At 64.7% G+C, this 19,825-nt stretch carries 25 protein-coding genes; 2 read left to right on the forward strand and 23 right to left on the reverse strand.

Features of this window, described 5'->3' with window-relative positions; all coding sequences use genetic code 11:
* Positions 1 to 27: 27 nt before the first annotated feature.
* The 4 genes from ACVISU_RS02210 to ACVISU_RS02225 are packed head-to-tail and all read right to left on the reverse strand — an operon-like array spanning position 28 to position 4,850.
* Positions 28 to 549, reverse strand: coding sequence for a phage tail assembly chaperone (locus ACVISU_RS02210; RefSeq protein ID WP_456705850.1), 522 nt, complete (start codon positions 547 to 549; stop codon positions 28 to 30).
* The gene (locus tag ACVISU_RS02215) at positions 546 to 815 is read right to left on the reverse strand and encodes a hypothetical protein (protein ID WP_456705851.1); all 270 of its coding nucleotides are present in this window, start codon (positions 813 to 815) and stop codon (positions 546 to 548) included. Before ACVISU_RS02215 ends, ACVISU_RS02210 begins: the two co-directional genes overlap by 4 nt.
* Complete coding sequence (locus tag ACVISU_RS02220; RefSeq protein WP_456705852.1) at positions 812 to 4,399, reverse strand: host specificity factor TipJ family phage tail protein; 3,588 nt, start codon at positions 4,397 to 4,399, stop codon at positions 812 to 814. The genes ACVISU_RS02215 and ACVISU_RS02220 overlap by 4 nt, the downstream gene beginning before the upstream one ends.
* Positions 4,400 to 4,433: 34 nt before the next feature.
* Positions 4,434 to 4,850, reverse strand: coding sequence for a hypothetical protein (locus ACVISU_RS02225; RefSeq protein WP_456705853.1), 417 nt, complete (start codon positions 4,848 to 4,850; stop codon positions 4,434 to 4,436).
* A gap of 227 nt (positions 4,851 to 5,077) precedes the next feature.
* Here ACVISU_RS02225 and ACVISU_RS02230 point away from each other — a divergent pair, with 227 nt between their 5' ends.
* On the forward strand, positions 5,078 to 5,449 hold the full coding sequence (locus ACVISU_RS02230) for a cupin domain-containing protein (RefSeq protein ID WP_050402859.1): 372 nt from the start codon (positions 5,078 to 5,080) through the stop codon (positions 5,447 to 5,449).
* A gap of 246 nt (positions 5,450 to 5,695) precedes the next feature.
* Positions 5,696 to 6,367 (forward strand): amidohydrolase family protein, encoded by a 672-nt coding sequence (locus tag ACVISU_RS02235; protein WP_456705854.1) that lies wholly within the window; start codon positions 5,696 to 5,698, stop codon positions 6,365 to 6,367.
* A 101-nt stretch (positions 6,368 to 6,468) separates the two neighbouring features.
* Here the strand turns inward: ACVISU_RS02235 and ACVISU_RS02240 are convergent, their stop codons facing one another.
* From ACVISU_RS02240 to ACVISU_RS02330, 19 genes are all read right to left on the reverse strand, one after another.
* Positions 6,469 to 6,954, reverse strand: coding sequence for a lipocalin-like domain-containing protein (locus ACVISU_RS02240; RefSeq protein ID WP_050406417.1), 486 nt, complete (start codon positions 6,952 to 6,954; stop codon positions 6,469 to 6,471).
* A gap of 246 nt (positions 6,955 to 7,200) precedes the next feature.
* Positions 7,201 to 7,725 (reverse strand): DUF1833 family protein, encoded by a 525-nt coding sequence (locus tag ACVISU_RS02245; protein WP_456705855.1) that lies wholly within the window; start codon positions 7,723 to 7,725, stop codon positions 7,201 to 7,203.
* Positions 7,726 to 7,727: 2 nt separating this feature from the next.
* The gene (locus ACVISU_RS02250) at positions 7,728 to 8,096 is read right to left on the reverse strand and encodes a hypothetical protein (RefSeq protein ID WP_456705856.1); all 369 of its coding nucleotides are present in this window, start codon (positions 8,094 to 8,096) and stop codon (positions 7,728 to 7,730) included.
* A 1-nt stretch (position 8,097) separates the two neighbouring features.
* A complete protein-coding gene (locus ACVISU_RS02255) occupies positions 8,098 to 10,224 on the reverse strand; it encodes a hypothetical protein (protein WP_456705857.1) in 2,127 nt (708 codons plus the stop codon).
* 42 nt (positions 10,225 to 10,266) lie between these two features.
* Entirely contained in the window at positions 10,267 to 10,416 is a 150-nt protein-coding gene (locus tag ACVISU_RS02260) for a phage tail assembly chaperone (protein ID WP_456705858.1), read from the reverse strand.
* A gap of 11 nt (positions 10,417 to 10,427) precedes the next feature.
* Positions 10,428 to 10,826: a gene transfer agent family protein gene (locus ACVISU_RS02265; protein WP_456705859.1), complete on the reverse strand. Its 399-nt coding sequence runs from the start codon at positions 10,824 to 10,826 to the stop codon at positions 10,428 to 10,430.
* Positions 10,823 to 11,212, reverse strand: a complete 390-nt coding sequence (locus ACVISU_RS02270) for an HK97-gp10 family putative phage morphogenesis protein (RefSeq protein WP_456705860.1) — start codon at positions 11,210 to 11,212, stop codon at positions 10,823 to 10,825. Before ACVISU_RS02270 ends, ACVISU_RS02265 begins: the two co-directional genes overlap by 4 nt.
* A complete protein-coding gene (locus ACVISU_RS02275; protein ID WP_456705861.1) occupies positions 11,212 to 11,655 on the reverse strand; it encodes a phage tail tube protein in 444 nt (147 codons plus the stop codon). The genes ACVISU_RS02270 and ACVISU_RS02275 overlap by 1 nt, the downstream gene beginning before the upstream one ends.
* An 11-nt stretch (positions 11,656 to 11,666) precedes the next feature.
* Positions 11,667 to 12,095, reverse strand: coding sequence for a DUF3168 domain-containing protein (locus ACVISU_RS02280; protein WP_456705862.1), 429 nt, complete (start codon positions 12,093 to 12,095; stop codon positions 11,667 to 11,669).
* Positions 12,092 to 12,430, reverse strand: coding sequence for a phage head closure protein (locus ACVISU_RS02285; protein ID WP_456705863.1), 339 nt, complete (start codon positions 12,428 to 12,430; stop codon positions 12,092 to 12,094). The genes ACVISU_RS02280 and ACVISU_RS02285 overlap by 4 nt, the downstream gene beginning before the upstream one ends.
* 3 nt (positions 12,431 to 12,433) lie before the next feature.
* A complete protein-coding gene (locus ACVISU_RS02290; protein ID WP_456705864.1) occupies positions 12,434 to 13,045 on the reverse strand; it encodes a head-tail connector protein in 612 nt (203 codons plus the stop codon).
* Between the two features lie 51 nt (positions 13,046 to 13,096).
* Positions 13,097 to 13,516, reverse strand: a complete 420-nt coding sequence (locus ACVISU_RS02295) for a hypothetical protein (RefSeq protein ID WP_456705865.1) — start codon at positions 13,514 to 13,516, stop codon at positions 13,097 to 13,099.
* Positions 13,517 to 13,593: 77 nt separating this feature from the next.
* Complete coding sequence (locus ACVISU_RS02300; protein ID WP_456705866.1) at positions 13,594 to 14,880, reverse strand: phage major capsid protein; 1,287 nt, start codon at positions 14,878 to 14,880, stop codon at positions 13,594 to 13,596.
* Between the two features lie 80 nt (positions 14,881 to 14,960).
* Positions 14,961 to 15,548 (reverse strand): HK97 family phage prohead protease, encoded by a 588-nt coding sequence (locus ACVISU_RS02305; protein ID WP_456705867.1) that lies wholly within the window; start codon positions 15,546 to 15,548, stop codon positions 14,961 to 14,963.
* On the reverse strand, positions 15,545 to 16,801 hold the full coding sequence (locus ACVISU_RS02310) for a phage portal protein (protein WP_456705868.1): 1,257 nt from the start codon (positions 16,799 to 16,801) through the stop codon (positions 15,545 to 15,547). Before ACVISU_RS02310 ends, ACVISU_RS02305 begins: the two co-directional genes overlap by 4 nt.
* Positions 16,801 to 16,956 carry a hypothetical protein gene (locus ACVISU_RS02315; RefSeq protein ID WP_456705869.1) on the reverse strand — a complete coding sequence of 52 codons (156 nt, stop codon included), beginning with the start codon at positions 16,954 to 16,956 and terminating at the stop codon, positions 16,801 to 16,803. Before ACVISU_RS02315 ends, ACVISU_RS02310 begins: the two co-directional genes overlap by 1 nt.
* Complete coding sequence (locus tag ACVISU_RS02320; RefSeq protein ID WP_456705870.1) at positions 16,953 to 18,623, reverse strand: terminase large subunit; 1,671 nt, start codon at positions 18,621 to 18,623, stop codon at positions 16,953 to 16,955. Before ACVISU_RS02320 ends, ACVISU_RS02315 begins: the two co-directional genes overlap by 4 nt.
* Position 18,624: 1 nt before the next feature.
* Complete coding sequence (locus tag ACVISU_RS02325; RefSeq protein WP_456705871.1) at positions 18,625 to 19,197, reverse strand: phage terminase small subunit P27 family; 573 nt, start codon at positions 19,195 to 19,197, stop codon at positions 18,625 to 18,627.
* A 108-nt stretch (positions 19,198 to 19,305) separates the two neighbouring features.
* The gene (locus tag ACVISU_RS02330; RefSeq protein ID WP_456705872.1) at positions 19,306 to 19,740 is read right to left on the reverse strand and encodes an HNH endonuclease; all 435 of its coding nucleotides are present in this window, start codon (positions 19,738 to 19,740) and stop codon (positions 19,306 to 19,308) included.
* Between the last annotated feature and the right edge of the window lie 85 nt (positions 19,741 to 19,825).

Here is a 19,825-nt window from a genome sequence, read left to right on the forward strand (position 1 = left end):
TAGCTTTCGGGAAAGGGCCGAGGCCGGTTATCGAGCAGCCGCAGGCAAGGACGCGATACGCGCCAGCTGGCCACGGAGATCTTCACAGACGTCGCCGGCGTCGGGCCGGGCCGGCCAGCAACGCACCATGGTCTCTGCGTCCGGCAGCCTGGAGAGATCGCGGAGCTGCTGCCGATAGGTCACCCAGGCATTGCGGTCCGCGACCACGCGATCCGGCACCATGAATTGGTCGGTCGCCGCGAGTTCGGCGCCGACCGCCAGCCGCACCGCCAGTGACAGCTGCTCGAGCAGCAACACGCGCTGCGCGTCCGCAGGCCTTTCGACGACCGCGAGGCGCGCGAGGTCGACCATGTCCCTCACAGGATCGATGTCGCGATCGCACACGATGCGCAGCAGCGCATGGTCCGGATGCGGGCTGACGTTGCCAATCGGCTCGAGATTGCCCCAGGAGCGGATATAGCCGGTCGCAACGCAGTAGTGGATGATCGTTTGCGGAGGCACCGCCGGCGCCGGCGCGGCGCCCTCGATCACGCTGTCCTGTTCTGTCATCGCTTCGCCGCCATCACGAAGAAAGAGCCCGACTGCACGCCCCAGAAGCCGGGATTACTGAAGGTGACGCCGAGCGGGATACTCATCACCCCGCCCGAAGCAACCAGCTGAACCGAGCCGGACAGCGTCGGCGTAAAGGCGACGTTCTGCCCGGTGAAGGTGTAGGAGCTGACGACCGTGCCATTGATCGTCGCGGTAAAGGCGCAGGAGCTTGCGATGCTGCCGCTCTCATAAACGACGAGCGGGCAATTCAAATAGAGCGTCAACAGCTTGCCGGCGAGGCCGGTCGTATCGATCGACAGGGCGCCGCTGTAGATCGTCGTCGACGAGCCGCCGACAGCGATCGCGCTGACTGGACGATCGGCACGATGATCGCATTGTCGGCGATCTTCAGCGATTGGACCGACAGATTCTGGATTGCGCCGTTCGCGGCCGTGATGGAATCGACGGCCATGATCGCCGCAGTGACGGACTGGGCAGCCAGGTTAATGGTCGTCACCTGGCCGGCGCCGATCATGCGGGTGAAGATGAAGCCGTCGAGATAGACGTTTCCCGCGATGCCGATCGCCGGGCTTCCGTTGATCGTGCCTGCCGTGAACACCGGGACCGGGTTGCCGCCATTGTAGCCCGGCAGCTGGATCTGGAACTTGTCCGAGGAGACGACAAAGGCCGACTTCCCTGATCCGCCATTGACGAGCTGTACGCCGGCGACCGCGCCGGCCGCATTGACCGTGACGCTCCAGGCCGCCGCGGCGTAGCCGTCAAGCGTGGCGATCGCCTGCGCATTGGTCGTGACCGAGGCCTCGACGGTGCCAAAGCGCGCCGTGACCGTCGTCGAAAAGCTGGCGAACGCCGCCTGCGTATCGACGGCGACCGTTCGGACGTCATCGATCTCGGCGAAGGCGGCATCCGACCTCGCGGCCAGCTGCGAACGGACCTCTTTCTTGTCGAGCCAGTTGCGGGCGTCCTGGTTCGCGGCGATCGCCGCGATTTTCTGCGTCACCTCCTGCAGCGTATCGGCGACCTGATCCTGCAGCGTCGTGACCTGGTACTTGATGCCGTCGATCAGCGACTGCAGCGCGACAGCCCCCGGAGCGATCTGGATGGTCGGCGCCTCGAGATCGACCATGCCGTAAGGCCCGCGCACAACCTGGTTGACGGCCTGGACGCGCAGCCGCAGCGCCGCCGGCGAGACGACGACATCGAAGCCGGACGCCTGCCCCTCATAGACCTGTATCCAGGACACGCCGCTGTCATAGGAAACATCGGCGATGTAGTAGAGCGCGCCGGCGGACGGAAACCAGCTGGCGGACAGCTTCGGCTCGGCCGTGCCCTGCCCGAAATTCGCGTTGAGGCCGGCGATCAGCGGGACCTTGTCGTTTGCCGGGAATTGACCGATCGGCAGGATCGGCGGGTTGCCGAGATCCGTAGCGTGGACGCGCTCGTCGTCGACAACCAGCTTCAGCGTGAACGTCTCGCCGTTCGGCGATCCATTGAGCACGACGCAGAGCCGCGATTGGCTGACGCCGCTGCCGAGCTCGAATGACGGATATTCGCCGCCATCCTCGCGCGCCAGGACGGCGGCGAGCGTCGTGGATTGCGCCGCCTCGGCCGCTGCGAGGCTGCCGGCATTGAGGAGGGCGCGCGTCGGGTCGGCGCCCTGGCTGCAGGCGACCGGACCGAAGAATTTGCCATTCGGCCGGCGCAGGCGGATGTAGAACGGTCCGCCGCTCCAGACCGGCGCCGGCGAGAGCGTCAACGTCAAGCCGGCGACATCAGTGACCGCGCCGCCATAGCCGTAACTCTCCGGCAGCTCGGACTGGACCCGCACCACCGAGCCGAGCGTGATCGCCCTGCCCTCATATTCGACGCCGAGCTGGACGTTCTCGCGCCGATAGATCGATTGCAGGTAGTAGAACGCACATTCCCGGAATGCCTGCTCGCGGTTCACGATGCCGTCGACGCGCCTGGTGTCGGCAAAGACCGAGGTGAACGTCGGGCCATTCGGCGGATACTGCACCTGCGCCGGCAGCCAGGTATCCTCGTCGATATATTCGACGATGACGGCGTCCGGATCCTCGTCGCCGAGCATGGTGAAAGAGACCTGCGTCGAATCCCGCACGATCTCCCGATCGGTCAGCAACATGGTCGGAACATCGCGCCACTCGTCGCGGACGATCGAGATGGTGTCGCCGAGCCAGTAATGCTTGGCCCGCGACGGCGTCAGGATCTTGTCGAGCGCGTCAGGAACGGCGACCGCGGTCGTGAACCGATAATCGAACGTGTCGTCGCGCGCGGCGCAACCGAGCGCATGCGTCACCACGGCATTGAAATCGACCTTGGAGATCGGCAGGCCGGAGCCGTATTGGCCGCTGGTCGCAGCGTCGAGAAAAGCCCAGGCATTGTTACGCGTCGGCTGCAGCGTGAAGGTCGAGCCGTCCCAGACCAGCAGCTTGCGCGTGCCCAGCACGCCGAACTTGTAAGAGCCCTGCGTCGACTGCGACGCCTTGAGGCGGATCGCGATCGTCGAGACATCCGGAAAGGAATTGTTGCCCTTCAGGAACGAGCGCAGGCCCGCCCAGATGACCGAGTTTGCGCCATTGCTGCCGGAAAGCTCGGCATCCTCGCGGCGGAAGCGCACCAGGTAGCGGCCGGGCGGCACGTCGACCTTGAGGCTGTCGCGGATCGGCGACTGCGCATTGTAGGAGCGCGCGATCGCGAACAGCGGCACGAAAGCGCCGGTCTGCGCGCCGGCGTCATTGCAGGGCGCATACTCAGCCGTCAACCCGACCGTGGCATAGCCGATACTGCCGTTGTCCTTATTGTAGGTGAAGCAGCCGGCCGGAAACACGAAGTCGATCGCGATCGACTGCGCCTGGGTCCCGGCCGGATTGGCGACGAACGGCCCGAGCCAGGCGCCGGGCGACACCGGCTGGCCGCCCATGTATTGGCCGCCGAGGAAGCCGGAGCCTGACGGCAGCTGCTGCCCGGTGACCTCGGCCGACTGATCCACGTTGGTCGGAAACAGCGTGACCTGGTCGCCGGGCTCATAGAACGCGATCTGCGCCCCGGCGAACGTCGCCGAGAGGCCATTGACGGAATCCCAAAAGACCGTTTCGTCGACATAGATCGCCTCGTAAGCCATGCTGCCCATCGTCACCGAGAGCAGCACGTTGAGGTATTGATCGTTGGCGACGAATTCGGCCCAGGGCGTCGCCGCGAAGTCCGGATAGGCCTTCAGGCGGCCATACCAGACCGGCAACGGCTGCCCCAGCTTAGCGACATTGCCCTGCGCCAGGACCGAATAGATCTGGTCCTGCGTCGAGCCGGGCGTATTCGTCGCGCCCGCCTTCGGCGCCACCAGGGCGTTGACCAGCAGCGAGCCGCCGATCGCGATGCCGGCGGTCAGCAGGCTGCCGGCGAGCGCGGAGTCGCCGAACAGCGCGCCGGCCAGCGCAGGCCCTGCCCAGAACGCGAAAGCGCTGACTGCGACCAGAGCGATCAGGCCGATGACCTGCTTGGCGCCGCCGCCATTGCCGCCGCCGAGCGGATAGGACGTGAAGCGAACGACATCGGCCGCGCGGATCCGGCGCCGGCGCCAATCCTTGCGCAGCACGGCCTCGCCGTTGATCTCGAGGATGGTCGGCAGACCCTTCCGGAACTGCCAGCCATATTCGCGATCGCGCACAGCCCATCCGGTCCGGCGCAGGAATGCTGTGACGGTCTCGCCGCGGCGCGGCTCAGCGCTCGCCACCTCGAGGCCCGGCATCACCATGTGGGTGACCGCGCAGCGAGCCGCGGCGCTGCGGCGCTCGCGGCGCGCGCTCGGCCTTGACGCGTCGGCCGTCACTGGCCGCGGCGATCGTTTCAGAGATCCGTGCATGTCACTTCGGCTCAAAGAAGGTCAGCTTTTTCCAGCCCATCTGGCGCAGCGCCAGGACGGCCTCAAAGGCGACGCCGGCCTTGCCGTCGCAATGGATGACGCGCGCCTCCGGCCGCAGCCAGACGCCGATATGCGCCGGGAAGCGCAGCCGGGCCATCAGCACCAGCGCGCCGTCGCCGGCCGTCACCAAGCCACCAGGCCCATCGGCGATCTCGCGCCAGGCGCCGCGCTCCGGATGGCCGGCGATCGCCTCGAGCACCCAGCGCTCGGAAAATCCGTCCGGCACCGTGACGCGCGGCAGCTCGCGGCCGAACAGCTCGCGCTGCACATGGCAGGCAAAATCCCAGCAATTGCGCGACTGCCAGGCCCACGGCTCGCCGATCAGCGGCGACAGGAATGACGAACGGTTAATGGACAAGAGCCCGTAGCCTTCCGAACGGCTTGGCAGGTAACACTGACGACAGGTCAGTTCATTGGAAAGAGCGGACGTCGGTCGATCGACCGCCAATAGGCGGCTTTTGACCCACAACCGACATGTCAGCCGAGTTCACCATGGCTGAATGGAGTCTCCTGGAAGTGAGCTGCGGCTGGACGGTCATCTCGTGAGGTGCCATTCTCCCTTCTTTGCAAGAGGGAACATTGACTATGCTGCGTATTGCCGCGCTGATTTTGCTCATTTCCGCCACCACCGCTCATGCTCAAATCGTCCGCAAAGAACTGAAGCGGGCTGACGTGGCTGGGACTAACATGGAAGCCATCGAGGTCTATCTTGAAGTCCCGCCGGGTGAAAGTCTCCCGCTTCATACACACTACGGCGAGGAGATCGTGTACGTCATTCAGGGTGCGACCCTGATCCTGCCAGATGGCTCGCAGCGCGAACTACCCACAGGCGCCGGAGTTATCAACCAGCGCGGCGTGCCGCACGCGGGATTCAAGATCGGTGGTGATAAGACGCTGAAGCTGATCAACGTCTTCGTGGTCGATAAGGGCAAGCCCTTAACCGAAATCGTTCAGTAAGAAAACGCCGGTGGGTTTGGGCAAGATGCCAAAGGCCGCCTCAGTTGGCGACGTATTCCTGTGGTGGCCCGTTGCTGACCTCCGGTGCCATCGTCAAGACGTCCGGGTCCGAGAGTACAGCAGACGCCCGGTCCCGAGGCCCTGATGTCGCAGTTTGACCCAAAGCGGAAATCAGTCCCTTACGGGGTTGGATTTCCTGTAATCTGAGACATGAAAGGGCGGATAAACAAACAGGAATGACATTCCATGCCTTCACGCCGCAGCTTTCTGACTGGCACCGTCGCGACCGGCGTCGCGCTATCGTCGCAACCCTTTAGGACTGCAATCGCTCAACAAAAGCGAACTATCGTCGATTCCCAGGTTCATCTCTGGCCCGCAAGTACGCCGCAGAGGCCCTGGTTACCCGCTGCCAAGCCTCAGCTTCCGGAGCCCTTCACTATTGAACGAATAATCCCGCTGATGGACGAAGCTGGCGTTGATCGCGTCGTCATCGTTCCGCCGGGCTCGCTCGAAGGCGAGCGCATCGACTATGCGCAAGAGGCAGTTAGGCGGTACCCGGGCCGCTTTGCCATCATGGCGCGCATAGCGCTTGATAAGCCCGATCGCGCGGCGCGGCTTACGACTTGGCGCGATCAGGTCGGCGTGCTGGGTGTACGCTTGAACTTCGTCGCTGACGAAGCGGCGTGGCTCACAGATGGGACCTACCCATTCCGGGACACCATCCCTCACATTCGCCGCCTGTTCGATGCCTACGGCCCGCAGCGCTGCCATTGGGGGACCGATGTGACGAATTCATTCGCGAGGGCGACCTACCGGCAGCGCGTAACGCAATTCACAGAGGAGCTTCCCTTCCTCAACGAGAGCGACAAGGATTGGATCATGGGTCGCTCGCTCCTAGAGCGGCTTCGCTGGACGTGAAACCACGTTGCAGCGGTACTAGTCCGCTGCTGGCCCTTAGCTGACGCGTCAGTCGGAACGCCGGACGTCCGGTTTTGACCCAAAGCAGACTTCGAACGGTCTTAGTGTTCGCGTTCCCACGTGAGCATTCCGACAACTTTCTTGCCGGGATAGACGGCGCTGACCTGTTCAGCTGTTCTAAGGCTCAGCTTGTCGCCTTCCAGCTTAAAGAAGCGCACTTGGTCTTGCCCGGTGAGAAGCTCATTCCAAGAAATGTCGACCTTGGTCGTAAACTTGTCGCCATCGATTGTGAAGGGACCGGTGTAGGCCAGGAGCGATTTGAGCAGCGCTGCCGACTCTGCATCGTTCGCTGCCGGTTTGCGATTTCCCGCGACAATGATGAACGCGACGTACCCATCCGGCGTAAAAACTGCCCGGCCTTTCGGATCGTGGCCCATAGGTTCCGTGAGCTCGCCACCGATAATCTGAATGGTCCACGCCGTGAGTTTCCAGCTCCCCGTGAGTTGCTTCGCTGTGTCGTCCGCGCGAACCAGCGCAGGCTGCAGATAGCAATACACGGCAAGAACCAAGGCAAGGAGACGCACCATGTTGTCCTCTCGAAAGTAAATCGCACGAGCTTCGGCAGGTTAAACGAGACCAACAAAATTCGCGACAGCCTTCTGACGAGCGGTCGCCATCCCGGCTCGACTGGCGAGGCTTATTGTAGGCCTATAGTGGACATAAGAAATGGCGCGGCCGATGTCCCCTGATGGCCCAACTCTGACACTGCCCGACTCTGTTGTAACGTCGCCTTTCGGACGAAGAGCCGACCTTCTTGCTGGACAGTCCCGCCCCTAGGGCAGCAGGCTCGGAAACTGGACGTAATCGTAATTCCTGGTGATGCGCGGAAACCGCTTGTTCTGCAGATTTCGCACCATCACTGTTCCGGACAGTGAGGTTGCGACCGCCTGCACGTTGCGCAGCTCGAATTCGACCGGGCCATAGGCCGGCTCGGTCAGATCGCTGTTCAGATACTCGCGATAGAGCACCTGGATATATTCGCGGATCGACTGCGCAGCGCGGATCTTCGGAATGAGCTCCCGGTTGACGTTGTCGATCTTGATCGTGACCGAGGGCGGCTGCCCGTCCTTTTGCTCCGGATAGCCGGCCTCGAAGGGACAGGCCGTAAAGGTCACCATCGCGCCGGAATCCCGCGCGGCGCCGAGCTCGATCCCGAACGCCATGTCATCGCCGACATTGGCGACGACGCGCGCCGGCACATCAAACGACGAATGCCAGATCTCGAGCGTGTAGTACACGCGCGCGCTCGGGCGGCAGGAGGCATAGGCCTCGAGGAGTGCTTCGCTGTGGGTCGGCATGGCTAGACGTCGTAAACCCTGAGAGACAAGGCGACGGCCTGCCTGCCGTTGCCGCTGCGCCGCGACTTCGGCACGGCCGCGAACTGGCACACCTTGGTGACGAAGATGCCGTCGAGCCAGACCGGTACCGAGAACCGGCCGGTGCCATTGTTCAGCGCGGTCTTGACCCAAGTGTTGAAGGCGGCGAGCTGCGCCGTCGTCATCGGCACCGAATAGGCGACCTGGGCGACGTTGTCGCCGGGGCGCGTTCGAAGGCGAAGATTGCCGCCTTCCATCGGCGTCCGGATCGGATCGAGAAACCGCTGCGCCGGCTGCACCGTGCCGAGATCGGGCGCATAGGGAAAATCCGCAGGCCAGGCTGGAACTGCCATGTCACTGCCCCATGAACGGCTTGACGCCGAACTGATCGCCGAGGACGCGCCGGCCGCTGCCGCTCGACAAGGAATCGCCGACCGCGTCATCGACCATCCGCCGGATCGTGATCAGCATGTCCCCGTTCGGCTTCTTTTGCACGGAAGGTTCGCCATCCGTGTAATTGTTGATCGTCACGTTGCCGCCGCCGCCGATGCCGCGCGCGATCTCGTTCGGGATCACCTGCGAACCGCGCGGCAGATTGACGATCTCCGGACCACGCTCGCCGACGATGGCAGGACCGCCCGGCGCAAAGTCGGTGCCGCCGGCGAACATCGGAAACGACAGGCCGCCGGTCCCCGCGCCGAGCCCGGATGACCATGAGGCGCCCGCGGTCAGATTCGACGATCCGAAGTTACCGGAGAGCAGCCCAAAGAGGCCGCCGACGCCGCCATTGCCCGACGACAGCCCCAACAGCTTGGCGAACGCGCCCTCGCCCGTGATCGCCGCCTGCAGTATCTGCTTGGTGACGTTGCGCATGATCTGCGCCATCGCATCGCTGAACTTGAAGCCCTTCTGCGTCGCCTGGTCGAGGACGTTGACGAGCTCGTTGCCGCCGAACCGCAGGGACTCGTCGAGGCCTTCGAACTTGTCCTTGGCCTGCTGCAGCGCCGTCGTCATCGTGCCGACCGCAGACGAGACCTGCAGGAACTTCTGGGCATGCTCGCCAGTCAGCTGGATGCCCGCGGCGGTCAGCGCGTTCTGCGCGCTCATCGTGGCGCGCAGGGTCTCATACTTGTTGATCTGGTCCTGCGTCACCTCGCCACCGTCGCGCATGATCGAGTTTAAAAGCTCGAATTCGGCGCGAAGCTGAGCGCGCACGCCGACGTTCTGCCCGACCGCCATGGTATCGGCATTGAGCAGCGCAATGCGCTTGGTGAGCTGGTCGACCGTGGTTTCGAACTGATCACGGCTATTGTCCTCGGCCTCCTTCTGCGGAGGCGCCTTGGAGCGATCGCCGCGGACCCTGGTCTGGACGTCGATTGCATCCTGCATCGACCGCTCGACCGCCGCACGGTTGCGCAAGCCGGCCGCCAGCGTCCGGCCGGCCGGAGAGCCGGCCTCGGTGCCGTCGAAACCCGGCTGCCCCTTCAGCACCAGGCCGTCCGGCGTCGAGTTGAGGCCGAGCGCGCCGCTGGCGTCCGTCAGCGACTTCCAGATCGAGGCATTGCCGATCCGGTTGGCGAACCAGTCCGGCACCTGCTTGAGCGCCTGATAGAACTGGTTGGCATAGTTCACGGCCTGGGCGAGGTCCTGGACGATGTCGACCCAGCTCTCATGATAGTTCATGCCGAGCTTGGCGAGATCGTCCTGGATCGGCTTCCAGCGCTCGGCGAGGATCTTCTGTACCTCGTCCATGCGGTTCTTGAGATCGAGCGCGCGGGAGACGTCCTCCTCGGAGATGATCTTTTGCGCCGACATCTTGTCGGCGCTGTCGAGCATTTCCCGCAGGAAGCCCGAATTGGCGCGGAGCTTGTCGGCGACGTCGCGCCCGAACACCTTGTCGGCCAGATCGAGCGCGGCAAGCCGCTCGCCCTGGTCGAGGGCCTGCGTGATCAGGTCGACGGTCGCCCGCAGCTTGTCGTTGGTGCCGATCGCATTGGCGACGCCGGCAACACCCGCGTTGCCGCCGAAATTGCCGTAGCCGACCAGGTCGTCGATCCGCTTCTGCAGGTCGCTGCCGCCGAGCTTGTCCTTCGACTTGTCGGCGAAGCGATCGAGCAGATCGTTGACCTGCTCGACCGTCAGCTTGAGCTGCTCGCCGGACTTGGTCAGACGCTGGAAGGCGTCGGTCGACAACCCCGTCTTGCCGGCCTTTTCGGCGATGGCGTTGAACTCCTCGATCCGCTCCTTGGCGAGATCGGTCATGTAGCCCATCAGCTTGAACGCCTCGACGACGACGAGCACGCCGGCCGCGATCGGCAGCAGCGCGCGCTGGACGTCCCGGATCGCGACGACCAGCTTGCCGGCCGTGCCGGCCGACGCGATGATCGAGGAATTCAGGTCGATGAACTTCTTCACCGCGAACTGCGTCATCTCTGATGTCGCAGACTTCGCGTTATCGATGTTCCTTTGGAACTCATCCATGTTGAGTCCCAAAGGAATCCGCAAGGCAGGTACGGCCATCGCTTAACTTCCCAGCATCCTGTCGAATTCGTCGTCGCTCGGCGCCTCGATCTGCTCCTCGCCGTCATTGGCTCGGTTGTGGCCGTCGATCGCGGCGACGAGCTCCCACAAGGTCACCTGCTCGGTGACGCGAGGATTCCAGCCGAGCCCCATGCCGAGGGCGATCAGTTCGGAGCGGCGGAGGCGTCCGTCTGGATGGAAGAGCCGGCCTGTGGTCCCGCCGCCGGCGTCCCTTTTCCCACCGGATCATCCTTCACGCCGACCATCACCGCGGCGATGATCTCGTATGCGAGCAGCACGCTCGAGGTGAGCGGGTTGTCGTCGACGTGGCTCCTCACCGCGGCCATCGCCTTCACCGGGTCCATGCCGCCGCCGATCAGGCCGAGGCGGATGGTTTCCCTGACATCATTCAGATGCCAGGCCCCGTTACCCAAACGGCCCATGATCGCGGCGATACCGGCGCCGCACTTCTCCTCGAGGTCGAGGATCAGGCCGACCTTGGCGAGGCAGAACACGTCCTCGCCGCCGGCCCAGATGATCGTCCGCGTTCCGTTCGCGCTCATGAGTTGATTGCCCTTTCTACTGCCGCCTCGATATTCTCGCGGATCTCCGGCGCCCGCTCGCGATAGGTCGAATAGAAGAAGGGCTCGGCCTCGGCATTGACCGTCCCGAACTCGACCGCGCGCGCATAGTCGTATGGCACGCCGGATCCGGCGCGCACTTCCCTGGTCGTGGCGTCGCCGCCGGCCGTCACCTCGAGGTCGAGATCGTTCTTCTTGCGCCGGACCTTGACCGAATCCCGCAGGGCGCCGGATTTCGCCGGCGCCGCCTGCTTGATAGCGTCGGCGAGCCCATCGGCCTCATCCTTGATCGCCTGCGCCAGCTCGCGCTTGACCTTGTAGGACAAGCCGTCGAACCAGCTCTGGAGCTCGTCGTCCGGCTTCGCCATCAGGGCGCGACGGCAGACAGGATGCCGTCGCCGGCGATCGCAACCGTGAAGGTGTTCCGGTTGCCGCGCTGACCGGTGTATTCGAGATCGGTCAGCTTGGCCGCGCCGGTCCACTTCTTTTCGGTCGCCAGGCCCTTGTCGCGGGTGATGCGGATGTTCTTGGACACCCCGCTGTGAAACCAGGTCTCCCAGGTCGCAAAATCCTCGCTGGCCGCGACGCCGGATCCCGACAGGCTCCAGGCGAGCGACACGACATCGGTTTCCAGCCAGGACGGCGCATCGGGATCGTCGCAGTCCGGCACGTTGGTCGTGTTGGTTGCGGCGGTCCGCTTGAAGCCGCGGGAATTCATCCCGCAGGGCGCCTTGAACAGTTCGGTCGGCGTCGCGCCGTCGCCGAGCTCGATCAGGAATTTTCCGAAGGTAGTCGTTTGAGCCTGGGCCATGGCCGGTTCTCCTAATTGGCGTCAGTGAGGGCTTCGAAGACAAGGACCGCATGGCTGGTCAGGCCATCCGGGTCGCGGATGTAATGCGTGCTGTTGAGCAGCAGGGATTGCAGCGTGCCGCCGGCGAGCTCGAGGGCCGCGTCGTGAAGCACCTTGATGACTGCGGCGCCGAGCCGCTTCACCTCGGGAAATCCGACCGCACGCGACCAAAGGTGTAGCGTCACATAGCTCGAGGCCGCATCCGTGCATTCGGCGAGCTCGGGCAACACCTGGGTGTCACCGATCGCGATGTACGGAAAGGCGACGGTCGGCGACCCGTCCGGATTGCGGCCGACCTGGTCGAACACGCGCGCCGCGACGATCGCCGACACCCCGGCATCGTCCTTCAGCGCGGCGACGATCGCGCCCTGCAGCGCCAGCGACGGATCCGTCAGGCTCATGATGCGACGCCGCTCTGCACCAGCATTTCCAGCCAATGGTGCGTTTCGTTCGGATCCGTGATCGAACGGATGTTGTAGATCTCGCCGGTGCGGACGTTGCGGGCGCGCCAGTCCGGCGTCACGCCCTTCGATTGGCTGGAATAGCGAACCGTCAGCACATAGGTGTTGGTACCGGACAGCCGGCCGGCCATCACGGCCTCGGTGCCGAACTTCGGCTCCAGGTTGGCGGCGCACCGGAACTGCTCGGCCCAATCGCCGACCGTGTTGCCGAATCCGTCATCGGCATCGATCCGCCGCTCGAAGGCGACGCGGCTGCGCGTCAGGTCATAGGACATGGATCAGCCGACCGAAACCGGCGCGTAACGCGCCACGATGGACTCGACGCCCCACGGCAGCTCGATCGCGCCGCGGTTCTCGCGGGAGGTGACCAGCACGGCATCGCGGTTGTCGTAATAGTGCTTGAGCAGCAGCTTCAGCGCCTGGACGAGATCGCGCGGGACCTTGTCGGCCGTATCGCCGAAACCTGCCTTGAACTCGATCGCGATCGGCGACGGCACGAAACGGTGCACCGGCCAGACATGGCCGAATTCCGGCACGAGCCGCGCCGGCTGACGCGAAACATCGGCCCGGTACTCGGAAGGATCGAGCGTCTGGGTGGTGCCGTCCGGCGCGACGAACTGGATCGAGGTGACCGACTGGACCGGAAACAGCGGGATCTTGACCGGCGAGCGCACCACCTGGTCATAGACTTTGGCCTGCGTCCACCAGGTCTCGTAACGATAGCCGTACCAGCTATCGAGCGTCATCACCCAGCTCTGCGTCGTCAATGCCAGGCCGCGTCCTTCCGGCCCCTCGATCGCCGCCTGCGCTGCGGCGATCAGCGCCTCGATCATGACGTCGTCATCGGAATAATCGACGCGCAGATGCGCCTTGGCATCCGCCACGCTCATGGCAGGGACATCCGAAGCGATCTTGCGCGTCAATGCATTCCACATGGCTGATCAGCCCTCGCGCTTCTCGACGCCGCCGGCGGACGCGGTTGCGGCTTCCTTCGGCGCAGCGCCGGACTGCTTGGCGGCCTCGATCGCGGCGGTCTCCTGCGCGGCCTTCGCAGCCGCTTCCTCTTCCGCCGCCTTCTCCAACGCGGCGATGACATCCGCCTTGGACTTGAACGGCTTCAGATCCAAACCGAGTTTGCGGGCGAGCTCGTCGAGCTCGGCGCGGCTGAGCTTGCCGAAGGCGCCGGGAAGCTCGACAGGCTCGGGCTTGGACACGGTTACCTCGCGCCGCGAAGGCGGCGCATCCTCGGCCAGCTCGGCGAAGCCGGCGTCGATCAAGCTCTGCGCTGTTTCAGCCTCTTCAAAGGTGGCGATATCGTCAGGCTTCAACGAGGTGTTCGGCCCTTCCATGGGCACCAGCATTCGGACCTTCATATCCGGACCTCTCTCTTTCCAGGTGGAGGGACGCCGGCGGCTGAAAAGCCGCCAGCAGTCTTTCATCAGGCGTGGCAGGTGTACTTCTTCACCGCGGCCGGCTGCGACAGCTGACCATCGAAGCGGGCAAAGGCGAGGAAGCCGACCTGCAGGAAGTCTGCATAGCGCTCGACCAGGCGCAGCATGGTGATCTCGCGGACGCGGCGCACGATGTACTTGCTGAAGTCGCCGATGATGATCGGCACGTTGTTCGCGCCGATATCCGCCATGTGCTGGTTCACCGAGTACGGATGGTTGAGCAGCGTCGGCGCCTGCTGGCCGCGAATGTCGCCCATTTCCCAGATGTACCGGCCATAGCCGTCCTTTAGCTTGCGGATCGACTTCAGCGTCTGGTCGTTGAACATCCAGCGGAAGTTCGGCGAGGCGCGATAGGCCGGATCGACCGAATGCGCCATGTCGAACAGCTCGTCCGCGGCAACCGCCAGCGGCGCGGCGCTGGTGATACCGGCGGACGCGGCCGTGACGATGCCCATCGGCTGACCGGCGCCGGTGCCGACGGTCAGCTTGCGGTTGACGCCGCGGCCGATGCGCTCGCCGAACGCGGGGTTGATGATGTCGGTCTCGACGTTGAAGGCCGAGTCCTGCAGCAGCGTGAACGGCACCTGGATCGCCTTGGACGAGAACAGGTACGCCGACAGCGTCTTCTGACCGAAGGCGATATCGCCGGAGCCGTCCTGGTTGCCGCCGCCGACCTGCACGTTCTCGCCGATCATCTCGCCCTCGTTGGCGGTATCGTCCATGGTCGGCCAGGGCATCAGGTTGCCGCTGTCGGTGTTGAGCTGCCGGGTGATGCCGGGATCGAGCATCGGACCCCAAGCCTTCAGGGCCTTGTCGATCTCCGGCAGGAATCCTTGCGGAACGGTGTAGGCGCCGACCGCGCCATTGCCGGTGCCCTGGGCACGCATTTCCGGCGTGACCTGCGCCGGCACCAGCACCGCACGCTCTTCCTTCGACAGATCGCCGACGCCGAACTGCAGCGCGCGCTTGAAGACATCCTTGGCATCGGGACCGTCCTTCTTCGGACCGCCGCGCTGCTCCGGATCCTGATCGCCGCTCGGGCGCCGGGAAGTGTCGATGCCCTCGAGCTGCTGCGCGCGCTTCAGATAGTCCTCCTCGCGGGCGATCTTCTTGCCGAGGTCGTCAAAGTCGGCCATGGCGCGGTCATACTCGGCCTCGATCTCCTTGGCGCGAGCCTCCGGCGTGTCCGGCTTGATCTCATCGAGCTTGGCCCTCGCTTCCGTCAGGACCTTGGTCTGCTTCTCTCGGAGCTCAATGATACGTTCGATGGCCATGAGGTTTCTCCTTGTCGGCCGAGCCTTGCCAAAGGGCGGTCATGGCGGCCCGCACGCGGTCGATCGCGTGCGGGAATTCTTTAGCGGGCGAGCCTGGTGCGCTCGTTGAGAGCGTGCTTCATGCGGAGCCGGCGAGCCGTGTTGCCGGCAGGCGGCGTATTCTTCGCGCGCAGCTCGGTGAGCATCCGCACCCCCACCTCGGTGTCGTCATAGGCCGGGCGGGTCACGATCGAGACGTCGAGCAGCTCGACCTCCTGCAGCGTGCGCAGCGGCGGATCGACCGTCTCGTCCCACTGCTCCTTGGTCGCGCGGAAGGCGAAACTCATCTTGGAGATATCTCCGCGCTTTAGCGCAGTGATCAGCTCTCTCACCGAGCGGGTATCCGGCGGCGAGATCTCGACCCGCAGGCCACGCTCGTCCTGCGACAGCTTCAGCGTACCGGCCGTGTTGCGGCCGAGGATCGGCCAATCCTCATGGTTGATGTTGGCGACGACATCGTCCTCCGCGATCGCGCGGGTGAACGCGCCTGGCGCGACCTGCTCGCGGAAATAGCCGCCGATGTCGGCCGGCGAATTGAAGACGGCGGCATAGCCGATGATGATTTTCGGGCCATCGTCGCGGGACTCGACCTTGAAATCGGAAAACGACCGCGTCTCGCGCGTGATCATGGCGTCGGCTCCTTCTTGGGCTCGGGATTACCAGGCTGCGGCTTCTGCCCGGCCTGGGCGATCGGCACCGAAGCGCCGTTGATCATGAGCTGGTTGCCGCTCGGATCGGCCGGCAGATGCTCGACGCGGCGCGCCTCGTTCGGCTTGACGACGGCGCCTTGCACGCCGGCAGCCCAGGCTTCCATGCGCGACTTGAAGTCGCCGCGCTCGAGGTCGTCGAGATTGAAGCGGACGAACAGCTGGGTGTTGCGGCGGGAGAACAGCTTCGCGTTCAGCTCGCTCTCCCAGAGGCGCACCCAACGGCGCAGCGTGTGCTTGACGAAGTTGAGGTCCTGTTGCTCGACATTCGAGAACGTGCCGTGCGTCAAATCCTGAAGGAAGGACGGCGGCAGCATGTAGCAGCGCGCGACCTCCTCGATCTGGAAGCGCCGCACGTCGACCATCTGCTGCTTGGACGGCTCGAAGCCGACCGGGACAAGCTTGTCGCCCTGCGGCAGCACCAGGACGTTGCGATTGTCGCGCCGCGACTGCTGAACGGCCTCCCATGTCGCATCCGCCGCGCGGGTGACCGCGCCGGGCGATGCCGCGGATGTCTGCAGCGCCAGCGGCGGCACGCCGCCGTTCTGGAAGAACCGGCTGGCGTACTCCTCGACCGCGATGGCAAGCCCGATCGCGTTGCGCAGCTGCTGCACCGGGTCGCGCCGCGCAATGTTGTTGATCTCGACAAAAAACGGCAGGTCGATGATATCAGGCGCGCTGTAGGTGAGATCGCCGCCGCCGTCGCGATATGAATACACCGTCCGCGCACTCTTGCGGCCGACCCGCATGCTGTCCGCATCCAGCGGCCAAAGGTTGGCGATGGCAAACGACGCGTTGCGTTTGGCATAGGTGTAGCTGCGGCCGCGCGTCAGCGTCTGCACCATGGCGCCATAACGCCATTTGTAGGACGTCAGGTAGTCCTCATTGACGACGCCCTCCAGCATCGAGCCGAGCGGCCCGGCCTGCATCACGGCATCGTCGCCCTCGCGCCGATACATGAACAGCGGCAGCGACGCGATCGTGCCGGCGAGGAAGTTCACGGCACACCAGATCGCCGGAACCGACAGAGCCCGCTCGACTGACACCTCGACGCCGGCAGCGGATGCGAAGGAGCCGAACAGCAGCGACAGCGCCGCCGGATCAGACAGCGACACGGCCGGATTCTCGACCGACACGGCGCGCTGCTCGCGCGACAGGGAGTTGAGCAGGCCCATCACTTGGTTCCGAAGATGGCGACGTAGACGACGATGGCGCCGTCGACGATCAGCGCGGTGGAGACGTCATGCAGCCCGACGCCTGTCCCGAGCAGCACAAGGCCGCCCCAGAACAGCGCATCGCGGCCATCGAACAGCGAAAAGAGGCGTTTCATACCCGTGCCAACCTGAAGTTAGGGTCTTCCCATGGCGAAGGCGGAACGTAGACATCGCCCTTCGCCGCGATCGCGAGCGCGTTGACCAGGGCGGCGATGCCGTCGATCCGCTCGGTCGATTTGTTCTTCGCCGGCTTGATGTTGTCGGCCGGGTCGGTTTCGACGGCCACGACCTGCGCATGACGCCGCAGCACCGGATGGCCGCCATGATGGAAGCCGTTGCACATCACCAGGCGCTCGAGCTCTTTCGACGGCGCCGACAGCGAGGCGAAGCCCTGCCCCATCAGCACCACCGGCAGGCCTTCCTGCTCGAGCTGGACGGCGGTATCGGTGGCGTTCCAGCGGTCGATCGCGATGCCGCCGGTGCCGGCCTCGCGCTTGTGGTTGCCGACATGCGCGACGCGAAAGCGCTCGGCGTCCTTGTAGATGCGCTGGCGGATGAAGCCGTAGTCGATCACGTTGCCGGGCGTGGCGAAGATCGCCTCCTCCTTCACCCAGCGGTCGTATGGCAGCTTGTCGCGCTTGGCATGCGACTTCACCAGGTCGGCCGGCTTGAAGAACCGCATCAGCACGGCGGGCACGTCGACGCCGTCCTGGACGGGAAACCACCACGCCAGAGCGGCAAGGTCGATCGTCGACGACAGGTCGAGGCCGCCGAAGCACATCTTGCCGGCAAGCCGGTCATCCATCTCGCGCCAAAGCACGGGACCTATGCAATGGTCCCAACCGAACCGCTTGCCCTCGTCGTCGATGCCGTCGATCGGCAGCCAGCGGACGGATTGCTCGGTCCAGAGGTTGAGGTGGTAGCGCTTGAAGTCGTTCTCGAGGCGCGGGAGCTGCTGCGCTCGGCGAGCATCGGCGGCAAGCGTGTCCAACTTCTTCGAGACGCCGAGGTTCGGATTGGCCTTCGCCCAGGTCTCCGGCTTGGTCCAGTCGTCGTCGACGCCGGCGGCGTAGACCACGACAAGGGTTTCCGGGTCGTCGATCGTGCCGTCGAGGATTTTCTGGCACTCGTCCCAGACCTCCTCGCCATAGCCGCCCTTCTTGCCGGCCGTCGAGATCAGGAATTCCAGCGGCTGCCGTCGCGCGGCCTCGGAGTCATGGATGAAGCCGTAGAGCTCGCCCGAGGCCCATTCGTGGATTTCGTCGCCGATCAGGCCCGAGGCCGAGAGGCCGTGCTTTCCGCTTGGCTTGCCCGACAGCGGCTTGAACGACGCGTTCAGCGACGGGCAGTAGATCGATGGCTTCAGGCAGACCAACTCAGCGGTCAGCGTCGGCGATTTCCCGACCATCGCGGTCGCCTTGTCGAACACAAGTCGGGCCTGGTCCTTTTCCGACGCGATCGAAAACACCTGACCGCCCTGCTCGGCATCCCCGACCAGGAGCAACAGCGCGATGCCGGCGGCGAGCTCCGTCTTCCCGTTCTTGCGCGGGATCCACACGTAGCAGCGGCGGTAGCGCCGTGTCCCATCCGCCCGCTTCCACCCGAACAGCGGCCGGATGATGTCGTTCGCCTGCCAATCCTCGAGCGCGAACGGGCGGCCCGCCCACTCACCCTCGGTGAAGCACAGATGATCAGTGAAGAACCGCACCGCGGCGTTGGCGGCGCGTTCATCAAACCAATACTCATCCGCGCGGATCGCGACGGCTGCGGACGATGCCGGCATGTCAGTTCAACAGACCGATGGCTGATTTCGACTTGGACTGCTCGGCATCGGCCGCGGGATCGGGATGCCGATCGGCAGACGGCCGCTGCGGCGCCGGCTGGTCGAACAGGTCGCTGCTACCGGCCCCGGCCGCGCGCGCGGCGAAGATGCGCTGACGCTCGGCAGGATTGAGGCCGAAGCGATCCTCGGCAGCGAGCAGGTTGCGCTCGAGGCGCTCGGCGATCGAGAACGCCGGATGGATCCGCCACAGCTTCCCATGCGTGCTCTCGCTCTCATAGAACTCCTTCGCCTTGTCGAGCATGGTCTGCATGCTGTGCCAGCGGGCAAAGTTCCGGCAATAACGGGCAAATGCCTCGGCATCGACAGCGCTCAACAGCCGCTGCGCGACCAGGCGCGGCGCCAGCCTGTTCCACACCTCGAGCCCCGCCTTCTTCAGCCAGGCCGGCGCCGCGACCGTCGACGCTTGCGCCGCCGCGTCGCTCGACACGACATCGGCGCCGATCGGCCGATGACCGGGATTCCCCTTCGCCTCTTTCACAGCAGCCGGCTCCGGCTTCGGACCGCGACGTCCCATGACCATCGTCCTCACAAAAAAAAGTTTTCGGAAACCTGCGAAAAGATGCGCGTGGTTATGGCGCCGGTCCGGGCGGGGATCGCGGGAGGGATTTGACCCTCCCCACCCCTATGGATCGAGCTGGCGCGTCAGGCGCATGGCTACGGCACTGTTGAGCCAGAGATCAGCGGCAGTGATGGCGCCGCTGGCGTACATCGCCTCGAGCCGCTGCTTGACCACGTCGTGGTGCCATCGGCATGCGGGCTGCCATCGATCCCGATCCCAGAACACGGTTCGGTCGCCCTTGTGCGGAACGACATGGTCGGTGACGTCGGTAGCCGACACTCGGTCGATGGCCTCGCAGCCGAGACAGAGCGGATGCTGCTGCTTGAACAGAGCCGACGCACGGTCGAATGCCGCGTCGTATCCGCGATCCCGCGCGCTGCCACGACGAGCATCATACTCCGCATTGGTCTGTTGGCGGCTGCGCTGGCCATTAGGGCGGAACGTCGGCGGGCGAACTGGCATCCCTACCAAAAGAAAAAGGGCCGCCTGAGTGAACAAGCGGCCCAAGTCTAGGGAGGAAACGCCCAAGGAGGGCAGCGATAGCGCGATGCGCTACCGCACACCCTATGCAAGCAAAAGCCCG

It is taken from the genome of Bradyrhizobium sp. USDA 4452, assembly GCF_054063575.1.